15 protein-coding genes are annotated in these 14,643 nt (G+C 70.1%); 12 read left to right on the plus strand and 3 right to left on the minus strand.

Annotated features, from left to right (window positions below):
- Positions 1 to 194 precede the first annotated feature (194 nt).
- Positions 195 to 1,079, minus strand: coding sequence for an SMP-30/gluconolactonase/LRE family protein (locus DKM19_RS19085; protein WP_110697030.1), 885 nt, complete (start codon positions 1,077 to 1,079; stop codon positions 195 to 197).
- A gap of 67 nt (positions 1,080 to 1,146) precedes the next feature.
- On the opposite strand from DKM19_RS19085, the gene DKM19_RS19090 reads away from it, so the two are divergent.
- The 3 genes from DKM19_RS19090 to DKM19_RS19100 all read left to right on the plus strand — a co-directional run bounded on the left by DKM19_RS19090 (position 1,147) and on the right by DKM19_RS19100 (position 3,068).
- Entirely contained in the window at positions 1,147 to 1,584 is a 438-nt protein-coding gene (locus DKM19_RS19090) for an Lrp/AsnC family transcriptional regulator (RefSeq protein ID WP_110697032.1), read from the plus strand.
- A 124-nt stretch (positions 1,585 to 1,708) separates the two neighbouring features.
- Entirely contained in the window at positions 1,709 to 2,290 is a 582-nt protein-coding gene (locus DKM19_RS19095; protein ID WP_110697034.1) for a TetR/AcrR family transcriptional regulator, read from the plus strand.
- A 76-nt stretch (positions 2,291 to 2,366) separates the two neighbouring features.
- Positions 2,367 to 3,068: a M23 family metallopeptidase gene (locus tag DKM19_RS19100; protein ID WP_110697036.1), complete on the plus strand. Its 702-nt coding sequence runs from the start codon at positions 2,367 to 2,369 to the stop codon at positions 3,066 to 3,068.
- 171 nt (positions 3,069 to 3,239) lie between these two features.
- Here the strand turns inward: DKM19_RS19100 and DKM19_RS19105 are convergent, their stop codons facing one another.
- Positions 3,240 to 4,202, minus strand: coding sequence for a TIGR03619 family F420-dependent LLM class oxidoreductase (locus DKM19_RS19105; RefSeq protein ID WP_110697038.1), 963 nt, complete (start codon positions 4,200 to 4,202; stop codon positions 3,240 to 3,242).
- Between the two features lie 215 nt (positions 4,203 to 4,417).
- Here DKM19_RS19105 and DKM19_RS19110 point away from each other — a divergent pair, with 215 nt between their 5' ends.
- Entirely contained in the window at positions 4,418 to 5,011 is a 594-nt protein-coding gene (locus tag DKM19_RS19110; protein ID WP_204358863.1) for an XRE family transcriptional regulator, read from the plus strand.
- 190 nt (positions 5,012 to 5,201) lie between these two features.
- On the opposite strand, the gene DKM19_RS19115 is transcribed toward DKM19_RS19110, so the two are convergent.
- Positions 5,202 to 6,683, minus strand: a complete 1,482-nt coding sequence (locus tag DKM19_RS19115; protein ID WP_110697042.1) for a UDP-N-acetylmuramoyl-L-alanyl-D-glutamate--2,6-diaminopimelate ligase — start codon at positions 6,681 to 6,683, stop codon at positions 5,202 to 5,204.
- Positions 6,684 to 7,081: 398 nt separating this feature from the next.
- On the opposite strand from DKM19_RS19115, the gene DKM19_RS49540 reads away from it, so the two are divergent.
- From DKM19_RS49540 to DKM19_RS19155, 8 genes are all read left to right on the plus strand, one after another.
- On the plus strand, positions 7,082 to 7,684 hold the full coding sequence (locus DKM19_RS49540) for a hypothetical protein (protein ID WP_162641594.1): 603 nt from the start codon (positions 7,082 to 7,084) through the stop codon (positions 7,682 to 7,684).
- A gap of 305 nt (positions 7,685 to 7,989) precedes the next feature.
- Positions 7,990 to 9,252, plus strand: a complete 1,263-nt coding sequence (locus DKM19_RS19125; RefSeq protein ID WP_110697046.1) for an ArgE/DapE family deacylase — start codon at positions 7,990 to 7,992, stop codon at positions 9,250 to 9,252.
- A complete protein-coding gene (locus tag DKM19_RS19130) occupies positions 9,249 to 10,040 on the plus strand; it encodes a FadR/GntR family transcriptional regulator (RefSeq protein ID WP_110697048.1) in 792 nt (263 codons plus the stop codon). Before DKM19_RS19125 ends, DKM19_RS19130 begins: the two co-directional genes overlap by 4 nt.
- Positions 10,037 to 10,996, plus strand: coding sequence for an ABC transporter permease (locus DKM19_RS19135; RefSeq protein WP_110697051.1), 960 nt, complete (start codon positions 10,037 to 10,039; stop codon positions 10,994 to 10,996). Before DKM19_RS19130 ends, DKM19_RS19135 begins: the two co-directional genes overlap by 4 nt.
- 2 nt (positions 10,997 to 10,998) lie before the next feature.
- Complete coding sequence (locus DKM19_RS19140; RefSeq protein ID WP_110697053.1) at positions 10,999 to 11,853, plus strand: ABC transporter permease; 855 nt, start codon at positions 10,999 to 11,001, stop codon at positions 11,851 to 11,853.
- Complete coding sequence (locus DKM19_RS19145) at positions 11,850 to 12,833, plus strand: ABC transporter ATP-binding protein (protein ID WP_110697054.1); 984 nt, start codon at positions 11,850 to 11,852, stop codon at positions 12,831 to 12,833. Before DKM19_RS19140 ends, DKM19_RS19145 begins: the two co-directional genes overlap by 4 nt.
- On the plus strand, positions 12,830 to 13,828 hold the full coding sequence (locus DKM19_RS19150) for an ABC transporter ATP-binding protein (RefSeq protein WP_089208324.1): 999 nt from the start codon (positions 12,830 to 12,832) through the stop codon (positions 13,826 to 13,828). The genes DKM19_RS19145 and DKM19_RS19150 overlap by 4 nt, the downstream gene beginning before the upstream one ends.
- A gap of 12 nt (positions 13,829 to 13,840) precedes the next feature.
- Positions 13,841 to 14,641: an alpha/beta fold hydrolase gene (locus tag DKM19_RS19155; protein ID WP_110697055.1), complete on the plus strand. Its 801-nt coding sequence runs from the start codon at positions 13,841 to 13,843 to the stop codon at positions 14,639 to 14,641.
- The last annotated feature ends 2 nt before the right edge of the window (positions 14,642 to 14,643 follow it).

Here is a 14,643-nt window from a genome sequence, read left to right on the forward strand (position 1 = left end):
CTGTTTCCGAAGAGACACCTGTGAAGCCGTCGTCCTGGCATCCTGTGCCAGGAATTTCCGTGTGGTTTGGCGGTATTCGACGATTTTGTCGGGATGTCGCGGGGGAGCGCAGTGGTCGGCCGGGAGGCCCGGCTGCCGGCCGACCGTGGGCGCGGGCCGCGGAGGTCGGCTGGCCGGTGATCAAGCGGGAGGGTTCACTTCGCGCCTGCGAAGGTCACGCGAATGGAGTAGAGGTTTCCGGCCGAGTTGGTGATGAACAGGTTGTTTCGCCTGATTCCGCCGAAGGTCAGGTTGCTGGCCGCCTCGGGCAGCAGCAGCTTGCCGATCAACGTGCCGTCGGGGTCGTAGCAGTGCAGCCCGTCGAGGGCCGCGGCCCAGATCCGTCCGTAACAGTCGAGCCGTATGCCGTCGAACCAGGCCTCCGCGAACACCCGGCCACCCTTGAGACCGTCGCCGGCGACGTCGAACACCCGCAGGTGCCGCTTACGGGTGTCGACGACGTAGAGCCGCGACTCGTCGGGGGAGAAGGCGAGGCCGTTGGGGCGGACGAAGTCGTCGGCGACGACGGTCGGTTCCCCGGTGCCGGGGTCGAGGCGATAGACGTGGTCCGCGCCGATCTCGCTCTCGGCGGGTGCGCCCTCGTAGTAGCCGGTGATCCCGTACCGGGGATCGGTGAACCAGATGGAGCCGTCCGACTTGACCACGACGTCGTTGGGGCTGTTGAGCCTCTTGCCCCGGTAGTTGTCGGCCAGGACGGTGATGGCGCCGTCGTGCTCGGTCCGCGTGAGGCGGCGGGCGCCCTGCTCGCAGGTGATCAGCCGCCCCTCGCGATCGACGGTGTTGCCGTTGGCGTTGCCTGACGGGCAGCGGAAGACCCCGACCGCGCCGGTGGTCTCGTCCCAGCGCAGCAGGCGGTCGTTGGGGATGTCGCTCCACACCAGGTAGCGGCCGGCAGGGAAGTAGACGGGTCCTTCGGTCTTCCTGCTCCCGCTGTGCAGCACCTCAACGTGAGTGTCTCCGTCGTAACCCGTGAACCGCTCGTCGAGCGCCTGGAACTCTGCCTTGAATCGATCCGTCATCAAATTTCCTTCAGTCATATAATATTCATACCGAACGCCATCAGGCTACGACAAGACTGGACCGAACATGGATCAGATCGACCGTGCGCTGATCGCACAGTTGCAGCGAGACGCGACACAGTCCTACGCCGCGCTGGGGCAGAGCGTCGGCCTGTCCGCGGGCGCCGTTCACGAGCGGGTGCGGAAACTGCGCGAGCGGGGGGCGATCCGCACCACGACGGTGGACGTGGACCCGAAGGCCCTGGGCCTGGGGGTGCTGTCCTACGTCATGGTCGACTCGAACGCCTGGATGGGCGACACGGCAGCGGCCTTCGCCGCCCTGCCCGAAGTGCAGGAGGCGCACGTCATCGCCGGTGCCGCCTCGGTTCTGCTGAAGGTCCGTACCCCGACGACCGAGCAGTTGCAGGACGTGCTCCGCAGGATCTACGACATTTCCGGCGTCTCCGGCACGCAGGCGATCGTCGTGCTGGAGACCTTCTTCGAGCGTCCGATCACCGTCGGCTGACCGCCGGGCGCGGGGGCGCCCCGTGCCCACGCCGAACGGCTCAACCGCGGCGATCACCGACTCCAGGAAGCCCTCGACTGGATTCGAGGAAGTCAAACCATCTGGTTGTTTTAGGGTGGTGGTTATGAGCTACGACTCCTCCGCCACCCGCGCGCGGCTGCTGGCCGCGGCGTACGACGAGTTCGTCCGTGTCGGATTCGCCGGGGCCCGGGTCGACCGCATCGCAGTCGCCGCCTCGGCGAACAAGCAGGCGATCTACGCCTACTTCGGTTCCAAGGAGGCCCTGTTCGACGCGGTCCTGGCCGACCGGCTCCGCGTCCTGGCCGACGTCGTACCGTTCACGCCCGACGACCTGGCCGGCTACACCGGCGCGCTGTTCGACGAACTGACGGCCGATCCGGGACTGCAACGCCTCACCCAGTGGAAGATGCTGGAACGCCCCGACGCATCGGACCAGGAGCGGGAGGCACACCTGTCCAAAGCCGGTGCGATCGCCGAGCGCTACGGCGTCGAGGTGACGACCGCGATGGACGCGATGATGATCGCGCTGGCGGCGGCCCAGAGCTGGAACATGACGGCCGCGGTGATCCGCAACCCCCTGGACGAGGATCCGGGCAAGCGTCTCGCCGGCCACCGAGCCGCCATCGTCACCGCGGTCGCGGCCGTTACCACCGCACTGCTGGACGGGCCCGGCGAGCGGAAGTGACCACGGCCCGGCGCAGGAGTCGGGCACCAATGGTTTCCCGCGATCGTTTACCGGTGAAAGGGGCGGAGGCCATTCGATGATCCGGGAAGTCGTGCTCTCGCTGCCGTTCGCGGGGCTGTGGTTGGCGAGGAACAGTCCGGCCCGGCGGGTCCCGAGTCACGGGACCGATCTGTTGGGCGAGCGGTATGCCATCGACTTCATCGGTGTGGACCATCGTCACCGGACCGCGGACCGCCGTGACTGGCGGACCTTCCTCGCCACCGAACCGGCGGAGCGGTTCTTCGCCTATGGTCGGCCGATCCTGGCACCGGCCGACGGCGTCGTCGTCGCCGCGCACGATGGCGAGATCGATCACGTGGGGCGGCGGTCACAGCTGACCCTGGTGCCCTATGCGCTGGGTCAGGCGGCGCGGCTCCGGCAAGGGGTGGAGGCGATCGCCGGCAACCATCTGATCATCGCGCTGCGTGACAGCGGCGCGTTCGTCGCCCTGGTGCATCTGCGAGCCGGCTCCGTTCGCGTCGCCCTCGGCGAGGAGGTGACGACGGGGCAGCCGATCGCGGACTGCGGCAACTCCGGCAACTCGACCCAGCCGCACGTGCACGTGCAGGTCATGGACAGCCCGGACCTGTCCGTCGCCCGAGGCGTCCCCATGACGTTCCGGCGCTTCCGCGAATGGCCTCGCGGCGCGAGACATCCCCAGATCAGGGAGTCCGGCCTTCCCGGCGAGGGCGCGGTCGTCGAACCGTTGCCCGTACCGGCGGCGGACGTGAGTCCCTGACCGATCTTCCGTACTACCGGGGCTCTAACGGCAACGTGCCTCATCCGGGGACTGGATCAAAGCTCTCGGACTCTGATCTGAGTTCAATGGCTTTGGGCGGCGAGTCCCCGTAGCGACGCCTGACTCCGCAGGGCAACGGGCGCCAGGGAAGAAGGTCAGGGTGCCGTCGCCTCACGGCGCGAGGACGCCGAGGCGGCCGGCCGCCTCGATCACCTCACCGAGCAACCCGAGCCATTGGTCCACGTCGGCGGCCTGCAGGCCCACGTCGAGTCCGAGGCCCTGGCCGCCGGCGAGGTACACCTGGGTCACACCACTCTCGCGGGCGGCCATGAGGTCCTCGGCGATCTGCCGGGGCGATCCGCCGAGGAAGGGCCGGTCGTCCCCGATCGGCTCACGGGTGACCGGGGTCGGCCAGGGCACCTGGTTGACCACCTTGAGGTCCCCGGGGTCGCGGCCCGCCTCCCGGGCGGCGTCGTGGAACGCGGACATGATGCCGCGCAGTTCCTGCGCCGAGGAGGCGATCGGGATCAGGCCGTCCGCGATCCGGCCGGCGCGCTTGACGGCGGCCGGCCCGTTCGCGGCCAGTAGCACCGGAATACGGGCCTGGACCGGCTTGGGGTTCACCTGCGACGGCGTGATCCGGTAGAACTCGCCGTCGTGCCGGACCGGGTCCGGGCCCCACGCGGCCCGCATCGCCGTGATGAGTTCCTCCGTGCGGGCGCCCTTGTGGTTGCTCGGTACGTTCGCCGTCTCGAACTCGTAGTTCTGCCAGCCCTGTCCCAGGCCGGCGATGACCCGGCCGCTGCTGAACCGGTCCAGGGTGGCGAACCGGCGGGCGAGCGACACGGGTACGTGCAGCGGCGCCACCATGACCGCGGTGCCCAGCTTGATCCGCTCGGTCACGGCGGCGACATGGCTCAGCGTCTCCAGCGGCTCGTACGTCGAGCGGTAGAGCTCCGGCATCATCGCGGGTTCACCCCCCGACCACAACACGACCTTCTCGAGCGGGCGGAGCAGGCGTTCAAACGTCCACAAGGCGGCGTAGCCGAGCCGTTCGGCCTCCTTGGCGACCTTGACGATCGTCTCCGGCGAGGTCTGCGGTCCGGCGGTGGGCAGTGCGAGACCGAGTTCCATTGGTCCTCCAACGGATGGAATTCATGAACGGGTTGTCAGAGATCGGCAGTCCCGACGAGTCAGCGATGCCAGGACCTGGCCGGTATGCGCCGCGGCGGTACGCCGCGTGGTGCGGACGCCGCGGACGGCGTCCGCGGGTTCGCTGAGGCGTGCGGGCCTGCCGGGCGGGCCCTCTTGAGCCCTATCTCATATATTATATGTCTATGTCCAATATAGTGGATCCCCTGGTCGGGCAGATCGCAGCCCGCATCCGCAGCGAACGGGAACAGCGCCGATGGACTCTGGCGCAGCTCGCGGACGCCTCCGGTGTGTCCCGCGCGATGATCAACCGGATCGAGCGCGCCGAGAGCAACCCCACCGCTGTCGTCCTCGGCAAACTGGCCGCTGCCTTCCAGCTCAGGGTCTCCGCCTTGCTGACCCCCGCCGAAGGCGCCACCGGTGGCGCACCGGACAGCAGCGGGGAGCAGGTCACTGGGGTGCGCCGGATGGCCGACGCCACGGAATGGCGCGATCCTGCCACCGGATATCGTCGGCGCCAGATCACCGGGCCGCGTTTCCCCGCAGACATCGCCGAGGTCCGCCTGCCGCCTGGGGCCCGCGTGCCGTATCCGGCAGCGTCCCTGGCCTTCATCCGGCAGGTCGTCTGGGTGCTCGACGGCCGGCTGACCTTCCACGAAGGCGATGCGGTGCACGAACTCAACCCGGGCGACTCGATCGAAGTCGACGAACCCGTCCCGTGCGTCTTCGCCAACACCGGCGATGCCGAGTGCCGCTATGCGATCATCCTCACCCGCGTCGAAAGGCCGTGACCTTTCCCCGTATCCGGCCGACGCCACCGGTGCCGCGCCCGCCGCACCGGATCCCGCCCGATTGCCGCCGCCCTGAGGGGGCGTCGACCCGCATCTCTCCCCGCCCCACGCGAAGATCATCACGAAGGGTGGCGATCTTTCAAGACACGGCCTGAATCGAGGTCGCTTCCGCGTCGAGCGGGCGCGAGCGTTAGGAGGCTGACAGGTCCGCGGTCAGTTTCCGAACGGTCTCCATGTCGTTGAAGTGGACGGTCATCGCGCCGATGATCTGGTACGGCTCGGCGCCCTTGCCCGCGATCAGCACGGTGTCTTCGGGTTCGGCGACGGTCAGCGCCCGCCGGATCGCCGCCTCACGGTCAAGGATCCGCTCGACCTCGGCATCGGTCCGCGCCACACCGGAGATGATCTGGTCGGCGATGGCCTCGGGGTCCTCGCCACGCGGATTGTCGTTGGTGACCACCACAAGATCAGAGTGCTTGCCGGCGATCTGACCCATGGGGGCACGCTTGGTGGTGTCGCGGTCTCCGCCGGCGCCGAGGACGGTGATGATGCGGCGGCGGGCGAATCCACCGATCGTCGTCAGCACCTTCTCCAGCGAGTCGGGAGAGTGGGCATAGTCCACGATCACCGAGACGCCGTCGGGGGTCTGGAAGGTTTCGAACCGGCCCGGGATCGGGGGCAGCGATGCCAGCGCGTCGAGGACCGCGTGCACGTCATGGCCGAGCAGGTGGCAGGTCGCCACGGTGGCCAGGGCGTTGTGTACGGCGAACCGTCCCGGGACGGGCACCTTCGCGGGCCTCCGCCGACCGTCGTGGTGCAGGATGAACCGTGTACCGGCGGGCTCGATCACCAGGTCGGTCGCCCGGAAATCCGCCTCGTTGTCGATGCCGAACGTCGTGACCGTTCCCGGCATCAACGCGGCGATGTCCGCGCTGACCAGGTCATCGGCGTTCGCTACCGCTCTGTGGCACATCCGGTCGAACAACCGCAGTTTCGCGGCCTTGTACTGTTCCATGCTGCCGTGGTTGTCGAGGTGGTCGGGGGTGAGGTTGGTGAACACGCCGACGTCGATGTCCGCGCAGTCGACGCGGTGCAGCGTCAACGCCATGGACGACGCCTCCATGATCACCGTGCCTGCGCCGCGATCCCGCATAAGCCGCAGGATGTGGTGCAGGTCCACCGATTCCGGAGTGGTGGGGGTCGTCCTGTCGACCTTGATCGTCTCGTGGCCGACGCGGTACCCGTCGGTGCCGATGACCCCGGCGCACACCTTCAGGCCGGTGCGGAGAACCTCCTCGATCATGTAGGACACCGAGGTCTTGCCGTTCGTGCCGGTGACGGCGACGACGGAGAGTTCGCGCGCGGGTTCACCGAAGTATCTGGAGGCCACGACGGGGGCTGCGGCGCGAGTGTCCGCCACCCGTACCACACATACGTGCGGGGGCACGTTGTCGTCGATCGGGCGGTCGACGAGCACCGCCACGGCGCCGCGCGCCACGGCGTCGGGGATGAACCGGTGGCCGTCGGCGTTGGTGCCCCGCATGGCGACGTACATCGATCCGGGGGTCATCCGCCGTGAGTCGTAGGCGATACCGGCCCGGACGTCGGCCGCCGCGGGATCGCCCTGAATCACGTGGTGGTCGTGGTCGGCGAGGAGGTCGCTCAGTTTCATCGGTGTCGTTCCTCTTTCTGTGTCGGCCTGCCGGGCAGGAAAGGCGGTGCCCGGGTAACGCGCTGGTGGGCTCACGTTCGCTCACCAGGGGCTCGTCATGAAGGGAGCCGGCGTTGCCCTGCGCTGCTTCCTACACCGGTGCTGTTCCCAGAGCCCGGATGCGGCACCACATCTGGGGGCCACCCTTGACCGGAGGGGAGGCGCACTATGAACACGGTGGAGTGTCACCCGCTGACCACGCTGCTTACCCGCAAGCACTGGACCACGGAAGATTTTTTACGGCGAGTCGCCGAACGTCACCGCGCTCGGGGAGACGGCGCATCAGCCGCTCGCAGACGGCGACCGCGACCGCGCTGCGAACCTGGAACCTTTCGAGGCCCCGTGATGTAGGGGGATCCATGAGACATCGGTTCCCCATCCTGGTCGTCGCGCTGGTTCTCGTGACGGCCGGCTGCAGCGCGAGTCCCGCTCCAGCGGCCGAAGGCGGGCATGGAAACGCCGGATCGGATCCCGGAGCGCGGCTGCGTCGCCCATGGGCGGTTGAGCGTCATCAACCGGGAACGCGATGTCCGGTCACCACCGAAACCACGCGACCCGGCGAGGACACGGGGTCGGTTCGGGGCGGATGGCTGGCCGGGCCGATAGGGCTGGAGGGCGGCCGCCTCGACTACTCCGCCCCTGACCCCGCCGGCGCGTGGGCGGACCCCACCTGGGCTGCTCAGAAAGTGGCGTGGGCGGTGAATCCCGTACTGACCACACCGGTTCTGGTGCGCGGCCGGCAACTCGACGGGCCCGGCGAGCTCAGGTTCGGCGATCCTGCCGTCGAGGAACTCCTCCTGGATCCGGCCGAGGACGCGGTGCCCGGCGGCTGGCGGGAGTATCCATCCCTGACCCGATTGCGAGCTCCCGGCTGTTACGCCTACCAGATCGATGCGGCAGCGGGCTCTTTCACGGTCGTCTTCCGTGCCGTCGGCCCGGTGGTGGCCCCCACGCACAGCTGAAGCTCAGACCGGGGCCACGGGCCCGATCGGGGTCGCGGACGGCGACTTCCCCGAGGCCGCGACGACGGTTCCCCGAGGTCGCGATGGCGTCTCGCGTCGCGGGCAAGGAGCCCGGAGCGATACGAGGATTCTCTCGCCGTCCACCACGAGCTGATCGCTCTCTGCCGCGAGATCGATGACAGGAGGCCCCTCACGGCCGCTTGACGTAAACGACCAGAAGGTGTCTGACCTGTGGACATCCGATAGATGTCCCGTTACCATCCCTTTTATGGTCTATGGTCTGAACCATAAACCTTGGAGGTGGGATGTTCAGCGGAGAGGCCATCGATGGCGCAGTGGAGGCATTGGCGGAGGACGCCTTCGTCTTTCTCGAGCGGCTCGTCGCGGCGCGGAGCACGGTCGGTCATGAATCCGCGGCCTGTGACGTGCTCGGGGCGGAACTCGCGGCCTCCGGCTTCGACGTCGAGTCGCTGCCGATCCCGGAGGACATCGTCTCCGACCCCCTCGCCGGGGTGAGGCAGGTTTCGTACGCCGGACGGGCCAACGTGCTGGGGAGCCGGGGCGCGGAAGGCGGCCGTTCCCTGCTGCTGAACGGCCATCTCGACGTGGTGCCGGCCGGCACCCCCGAGCTGTGGACCAGCCCCCCGTTCCAGCCGGCCCGTCGTGACGGCCGGCTCTACGGGCGCGGCGCCGGCGACATGAAGTGCGGGTTCGCCATGGGGTTGCTCGCCGTACGGGCTCTCGACGAGGTGGCGCCCGGGTTCGACACCGGCCGCCTGATGCTCCTCGGCGCGATCGAGGAGGAGTGCACGGGCAACGGCACCCTGTCGGCCGCCCGGGCCGGGGTCCTCGCCGACGCCGCCGTCGTTCTCGAACCCACCGACCTGGGGATCCTCACGGGCGGGGTCGGCGTGCTCTGGCTCGACGTGCGCGTGGTGGGCCGTTCCGCGCACGCGGAGTCGGCGCACCTGGCCGTCAACCCGGTCGATCTCTGCTCGGTCCTGGCGCAGGGGCTCCGGGAGTGGTGCGACCGGCTGCCGGACGAGGTGCCCGACGAGGCCTTCGCCGAGCTCCCCAGCCCGTACAACGTGAACGTCGGTCAGATCTCAGCCGGTGACTGGCCGTCCAGCGTGCCGACGGAGGCGCTGCTGCGGCTGCGCGTGGGTTTCCCGCGGGGCTGGTCGGCCGACGAGGCCGAAAAGCGGGTCCGCGCCGCCATCGACGGCATCGTGGCGGGTGACGACCGCTTCCCCTCCGCGCCGCTGGTGACGCCCACCGGGTTCCGGGCGGCCGGGTACGCCCTCGCGGACGGCCACCCGCTGACCGCGGCGGTGGCCGAGGCCCACCGCGAGGTTCACGGCACAGACCCGCGCACCTACGTCATCGGGGCCACCACCGACGCCCGCTTCTACGTCAACGACTTCGACGTCCCCGCTCTCTGCTACGGCCCTCGGGTGTTCGACATGCACGGGATCGACGAGAGCGTCGACCTGGAGAGCATCGTCGACGGAGCCAAGGTCCTCGCCCGGTTCATCCATCGGTGGTTCCAGCCGGTGAGTCACGGATGAGCGAGTCCTTCGAGCCACCCCTGCTGACCGAGTTGCAGCGCGACAGCACCGATCCGCTGGCCGGTCCTATCGTGGTGCGCAACGCCCCGGAGCAGATCGTGGAGCGCCTGGTCACCGCGGTCGCGCTGGGAGTATACGTGCCCGGCCAGGCGCTTCCCCCCGAGCGCGAGCTCGCGTCGTTGCTCGGCGTCTCCCGCGCCACCGTGCGCGAGGCCCTGCGCCGGATGACGGAGAGCGGCTACATCGAGCAGCGGCGCGGCCGTACCGGCGGCTCGTTCGTGCTGGAGGGCTGGAGGCCGTCCTCGGCCGACCTGATCCGGCGCCACCTGCTGCCCAACTGGTCGCGGTTCGAGGCGCTGTTCGACGCCCGCCGGCTCCTGGAGCCCGTGATCGCGGCGACGGCCGCCCGCCGCCGCAACGACGACGACGTGGCGTCCCTGTCGCAGGCCCTCGTCGACTACCGCGAGGCCGGCGATCGCGAGGAGTCCCGCGTCGCCGACGAGCGGCTGCACCGGGCGGTGGCCGAATCGACGCACAATCCGGTGCTCGTCGGCATCAGCGCCCAGATCCGCACCAGCATCAGCCTGGACCTCGGCGCGGAGCCGTACACGCCCGAGATCCGCCGTATCGCCGCGATCCAGCACGGCGAGCTCGCCGACGCCGTGATCGAGCAGGACCCCGACCGTGCCTCGGCGATCGCGCTGGAGCACTTCGGCCTCACCGAGAAGCTCATCCGCGACCTGGTGGTGCGGGTGGGCGAGGCGGCGACGTTGGAGACCGGCGGATGAGCCCGCGACTGCGCTTCGTGCTCCGGCGGCTCGCCCTGACGATCCCCGTGCTGTTCGTGATGAGCGTCTTCATCTTCCTCATCATCCGGCTGGTGCCGGGAGACCCCGTGCGCACCATGCTCGGCTTCCGGGCCACCCCCGCCAACGTGGCCCAGGTACGGGCGCAGCTGCACCTCGACGACCCGCTGTGGACGCAGTACCGCGACTGGATCACGGGCGTCCTGCACGGGCAGTTCGGTCAGGACTTCATCAGCAAGGCGCCGCTGAGCGAGCTGCTCGCGCAGCGGATCCCCGTCACCCTGGAGCTGACGCTGCTGTCGATGGTCCTCGCCGTCGCCGTCGGGGTGCCGCTGGGAGTCCGTGCGGCGGTCGGGGGCCGGTGGGCCCGCCGCCTGACCGAGGGGTTCGTCGTCTTCGGGATCAGCGTTCCGGACTTCTGGCTCGGCATCATGCTCGTGCTGTTCTTCTCCGGCACGATGATGTGGCTGCCGCCGTCGGGCTTCATCGCCTTCGGCGAAGACCCGGGCGGCAACCTGCACTACATGATCCTCCCAGTTCTCACGCTGGCCGTCGCGGAGGCGGCGTACATCATACGGACGACGCGCGGGTCCATGCTCGGGGTGATGGGCCGTCCCTTCATCGTCTATCTCAGGGCGAAGGGCACACGGGAACGTTCCATTGTCTACCGCCATGCCCTGCGCAACGCGGCGGCTCCGATCGCCACGGTGATCGGGATCCAGTTCGGCGTCCTGCTGGGCGGCGCGATCGTCGTGGAGACGCTGTTCGCCCTGCCCGGCGTGGGCCGCCTGATCGTCACGGGCATCAACCAGCGCAACTATCCGGTGGTGCAGGCGGGGCTGCTCGTGGTCGCCACCCTTTTCATCCTGATCAGCCTGATCACCGATGTGGTGGTCGGTTTCATCGACCCGCGGGTCTCCGACAGGGGGCAGTCGTGACCATGACCATGGCGTCGGGCGCTCGCCGGAGCCGATCGGCCGTCGCGGCCCTGCCGCGTTCGGCGCGGATCGGCGCGCTCATCCTGGTGGTGCTGGTGGTCGTCGCGATCCTCGCGCCGCTGCTCGCCCCGTACGATCCCAACGCCATCGACTCCTCCCGGGTCCTCGGCGCGCCCGACCTGGGGCATCCCTTCGGGTCCGACGCCCTCGGCCGGGACGTGCTCAGCCGTACGATCTACGCCTTCCGTACCAGCCTGGCGATCGTCTTCGGGGCCGTGGCCGTCGCCTCCCTCATCGCCCTGCCGCTGGGGACGCTCGCCGGTTACTTCGGAGGGTGGGTGGACCAGGTCATCTCGCGCCCGCTGGACATGCTGCTCGTGCTTCCCGCGCTCCTGCTGGCGATCAGCCTCATCGCCATCGTCGGGCCCGGCAGCCTCGTGGCGGCGCTGGCGATCGCGCTGATCTACCTGCCGATCCTCGCGCGGGTGCAACGCGCGTCGTCCCTGGTGGTCTCGCAGTCGGGCTTCGTCGAGGGCGGCCGGGCCCGGGGCTGGTCGTCGGCCGCGGTGCTGCGGCGTCACGTGATCCCGAACGCGCTGGGGCCGCTGCTGGTGCAGGCGGCGATCCTGGCGGGCTTCGCGGTGCAGATCGAGGCCGCGCTGAGCTTTCTCGGCCTGGGCACGCAGCCGCCGACCCCTTCGCTCGGGCTCATGCTCTCCGAAGGCCGCGACGTGCTCACCCAGGCACCCTGGGTCGAGATCTTCCCCGGGCTGGCCATCGCGGTCATCGTCCTCGCCTTCAATCTGCTCGGCGACGGACTGCGCCGCCACCTCGACCCGCAAGGGGTGGTCTCGTGACCGGCGCCGTGCTCCAGATCGAAGACCTGCGGGTGCGCATCCCGGTGCCCGGAGGCCGCTGGGTGGGAGCCGTCGACGGGGTCACCCTGGCCGTCGGCTCGGGGGAGATCGTCGGGCTGGTCGGCGAGTCGGGATGCGGGAAGTCGACGCTCGGCGGCGCGGTCATGGGCCTGCTGCCCGGCGGGTCGGAGGTCTCCGGCCGGGTGCTGCTGGACGAGGAGGACCTGCGTGGCCTCACCGACGAGCAGTACCGGCGGATCCGGGGCGACGACATCGCCCTGGTCAGCCAGGACCCGGCGTCCAGCCTGGACCCGACGTTCTCGGTGGGGGCCCAGGTGGCCGAGGCGATTCGCAACCACCGCGACGTCAGCCGGCGGGCGGCGCGGGAGCGCGCCGTCGAACTGCTGGGCATCGTCGGGATCCCCGACCCGCGCGCCCGTTACGCCGACCCGCCGCACCGGTTCTCCGGCGGCATGAAGCAGCGCGTGGTGATAGCGGCGGCCCTGGCCAACGACCCGGCCGTGCTCATCGCCGACGAGCCGACCACCGCGCTGGACGTGACCATCCAGGCCCAGATCCTGCACCTGCTGCGCGACCTCACCGTCCGCAGCGGCACCGGGGTCCTGCTGATCACTCACGACCTCGGCGTCGTCGCCCAGGTCTGCGACCGCGTCGCCGTGATGTACGCGGGGCAGGTGGTCGAGCAGGGTACGGTCCGCGACCTCTTCGCCCGGCCGCTGCACCCGTACACCCGTGCGCTGCTCGACTCCCAGCCGGCCGCCCACCACCGGTCGGGCGACCTTCCCGTGATTCCCGGCCGGGTGCCCGATCTCACCGAACCACCGGCCGGCTGCCGCTTCGCGTCACGGTGCGCCCACGTGCACGACCGCTGTGCCACGGCCCCTCCCGTGATCGGCATGCCGGACGGCGGACAGGTGGCCTGCTGGCTGCACCAGGCCGTGACCGAGGAGGTCCGATGACGGCTCTGCTCGACGTGCGAGGGCTCGTCGTCACCTTCCCGGCTCCCGACGCGGGGCTGCGCCGCCGGCGCGTGCACGCGCTGTCGGGCGTCGACCTCAGCGTGGGGCGTGGCCGGACCCACGGGCTGGTCGGTGAGTCGGGCAGCGGGAAGAGCACGCTGGCGCGCTGCGTCCTCGGGTTGCAACGGCCCGACGAGGGGTCGGTCGTCTTCGACGGCACCGAGATCGTCGGGCTCCGGGGCAGGGCACTGCGCGAGGTCCGCCGGCGCATCCAGCCCGTGTTCCAGGACCCCCTGGGCAGCCTGGACCCCCGGTGGACCGTCGGCCGCAGCGTGCGGGAGTCCCTGGACGCCTTCGGCGTGGGCTCCGCCCTCGACCGGGACCGGCGGGTCCGCGAGCTGCTCGACCTGGTGGGCCTGTCACCCGACCACGCCGACCGCCATCCCGCGGCGCTGTCCGGCGGCCAGCGGCAGCGCGTGGGGATCGCCGCGGCGCTGGCCAGCGAGCCCGAACTCATCGTGGCCGACGAGCCGGTGAGCGCCCTCGACGTCAGCGTGCAGGCGCAGATCCTGAACCTGGTGGCGAAACTGCAGCGCGAGCTCGGTGTCGCCGTGCTCTTCGTCAGCCACGACCTCGGCGTCGTCGAACACGTCAGCCACGAGGTCAGCGTCATGTATCTGGGCGGCATCGTGGAGACCGCGGCCCGGGCGGAGCTGTTCGCCGACCCGGTTCACCCGTACACGCGGGCGCTGCTGGCCGCGATCCCGGTGCCCGAGCCGGACGCCCGCCTGGTTCACGTCCCGCTGTCCGGCGACATCCCCAGCCCGATCAACCCCCCGACCGGCTGCCGGTTCCACCCCCGCTGCCCGCTCCGGGTCGACTCGTGCTCACGGGAACGCCCCGTCCTGCAGCCCGTCACGGCTGCCCACCACGTCGCCTGCCCGGTCGCCCTCGGCGCCCGGCCGCAGTCGGACCCAGCGCCCGCGCAGAACTGATCCGGAGGTCCCGTGCCCACCGCTCACGTCAACGACATCACCATCAACTACCAGCTCGAAGGCGATGGTCCCGAGACCATCGTGCTCATCAACGGCCTGGCCGACGACCTGGCGTCGTGGGACTTCCAGGTGCCCGCGCTGCTCGAGGCCGGACTGCGGGTCCTGCGCTTCGACAACCGGGGGATCGGTGCGACGGACAAGCCCGCCGGGCCGTACACCTCCCGGCTGCTCGCCGACGACGCGAAGGCGCTGGTCGACCACCTGGGCCTTACCGACGTGCACCTGATGGGCGTGTCGATGGGCGGGATGATCGCCCAGGAGTACGCCCTGGCCCACCCGGACGGCCTGAAGTCCCTGACACTGGCGTGCACGTACGCCGCGCCGGGGGCGTTCTGCTCCCGGATGTTCTCGCTCTGGGCCGACATGGCCCGGGAGATGGGCGTCCCCGCCGTCATGCGGGACGTCACGCTCTGGGCCTTCACCGTGCCGTTCTTCGAGGAGCGCACCGAGGAGGCGGAGGAGTTCGAGGCGGCCATGGCCGCGCTGGACCAGCCCCTCGACGCCTACCTGGCCCAGCTCAGCGTGATCCAGACCCACGACACCGTCGAGCGGCTGGAGCGGATCACGACTCCGACGCTCGTGCTCGCGGGCGAGGAGGACATCCTCATCCCGGTCCGGCTGTCGCGGCGCCTGCACGCCGCCGTCCCGGACGCCACGTGGGCCACCGTGCCCGGCGGTCACGCCTGCCTGTGGGAGACCCCCGAGCCGTTCAACACGACCCTCATCGACTTCGTCCGCGCCCACGCCGGCTGACC

Origin of the sequence: Streptosporangium sp. 'caverna', assembly GCF_003203775.1 — a bacterium.
In the GTDB taxonomy this organism is placed as follows: domain Bacteria; phylum Actinomycetota; class Actinomycetes; order Streptosporangiales; family Streptosporangiaceae; genus Streptosporangium; species Streptosporangium subroseum.

Excerpts from the sequence above, each read along its gene's own strand:
- DKM19_RS19100 (WP_110697036.1), top strand. The coding sequence starts at position 2,367 with ATGATCCGGGAAGTCGTGCTCTCGCTGCCGTTCGCGGGGCTGTGGTTG.
- DKM19_RS19115 (WP_110697042.1), bottom strand. The coding sequence starts at position 6,683 with ATGAAACTGAGCGACCTCCTCGCCGACCACGACCACCACGTGATTCAG.
- DKM19_RS19135 (WP_110697051.1), top strand. The coding sequence starts at position 10,037 with ATGAGCCCGCGACTGCGCTTCGTGCTCCGGCGGCTCGCCCTGACGATC.
- DKM19_RS19085 (WP_110697030.1), bottom strand. The coding sequence starts at position 1,079 with ATGACGGATCGATTCAAGGCAGAGTTCCAGGCGCTCGACGAGCGGTTC.
- DKM19_RS19125 (WP_110697046.1), top strand. The coding sequence starts at position 7,990 with ATGTTCAGCGGAGAGGCCATCGATGGCGCAGTGGAGGCATTGGCGGAG.
- DKM19_RS19095 (WP_110697034.1), top strand. The coding sequence starts at position 1,709 with ATGAGCTACGACTCCTCCGCCACCCGCGCGCGGCTGCTGGCCGCGGCG.
- DKM19_RS19130 (WP_110697048.1), top strand. The coding sequence starts at position 9,249 with ATGAGCGAGTCCTTCGAGCCACCCCTGCTGACCGAGTTGCAGCGCGAC.
- DKM19_RS19090 (WP_110697032.1), top strand. The coding sequence starts at position 1,147 with ATGGATCAGATCGACCGTGCGCTGATCGCACAGTTGCAGCGAGACGCG.
- DKM19_RS49540 (WP_162641594.1), top strand. The coding sequence starts at position 7,082 with ATGAGACATCGGTTCCCCATCCTGGTCGTCGCGCTGGTTCTCGTGACG.
- DKM19_RS19150 (WP_089208324.1), top strand. The coding sequence starts at position 12,830 with ATGACGGCTCTGCTCGACGTGCGAGGGCTCGTCGTCACCTTCCCGGCT.
- DKM19_RS19140 (WP_110697053.1), top strand. The coding sequence starts at position 10,999 with ATGACCATGGCGTCGGGCGCTCGCCGGAGCCGATCGGCCGTCGCGGCC.
- DKM19_RS19105 (WP_110697038.1), bottom strand. The coding sequence starts at position 4,202 with ATGGAACTCGGTCTCGCACTGCCCACCGCCGGACCGCAGACCTCGCCG.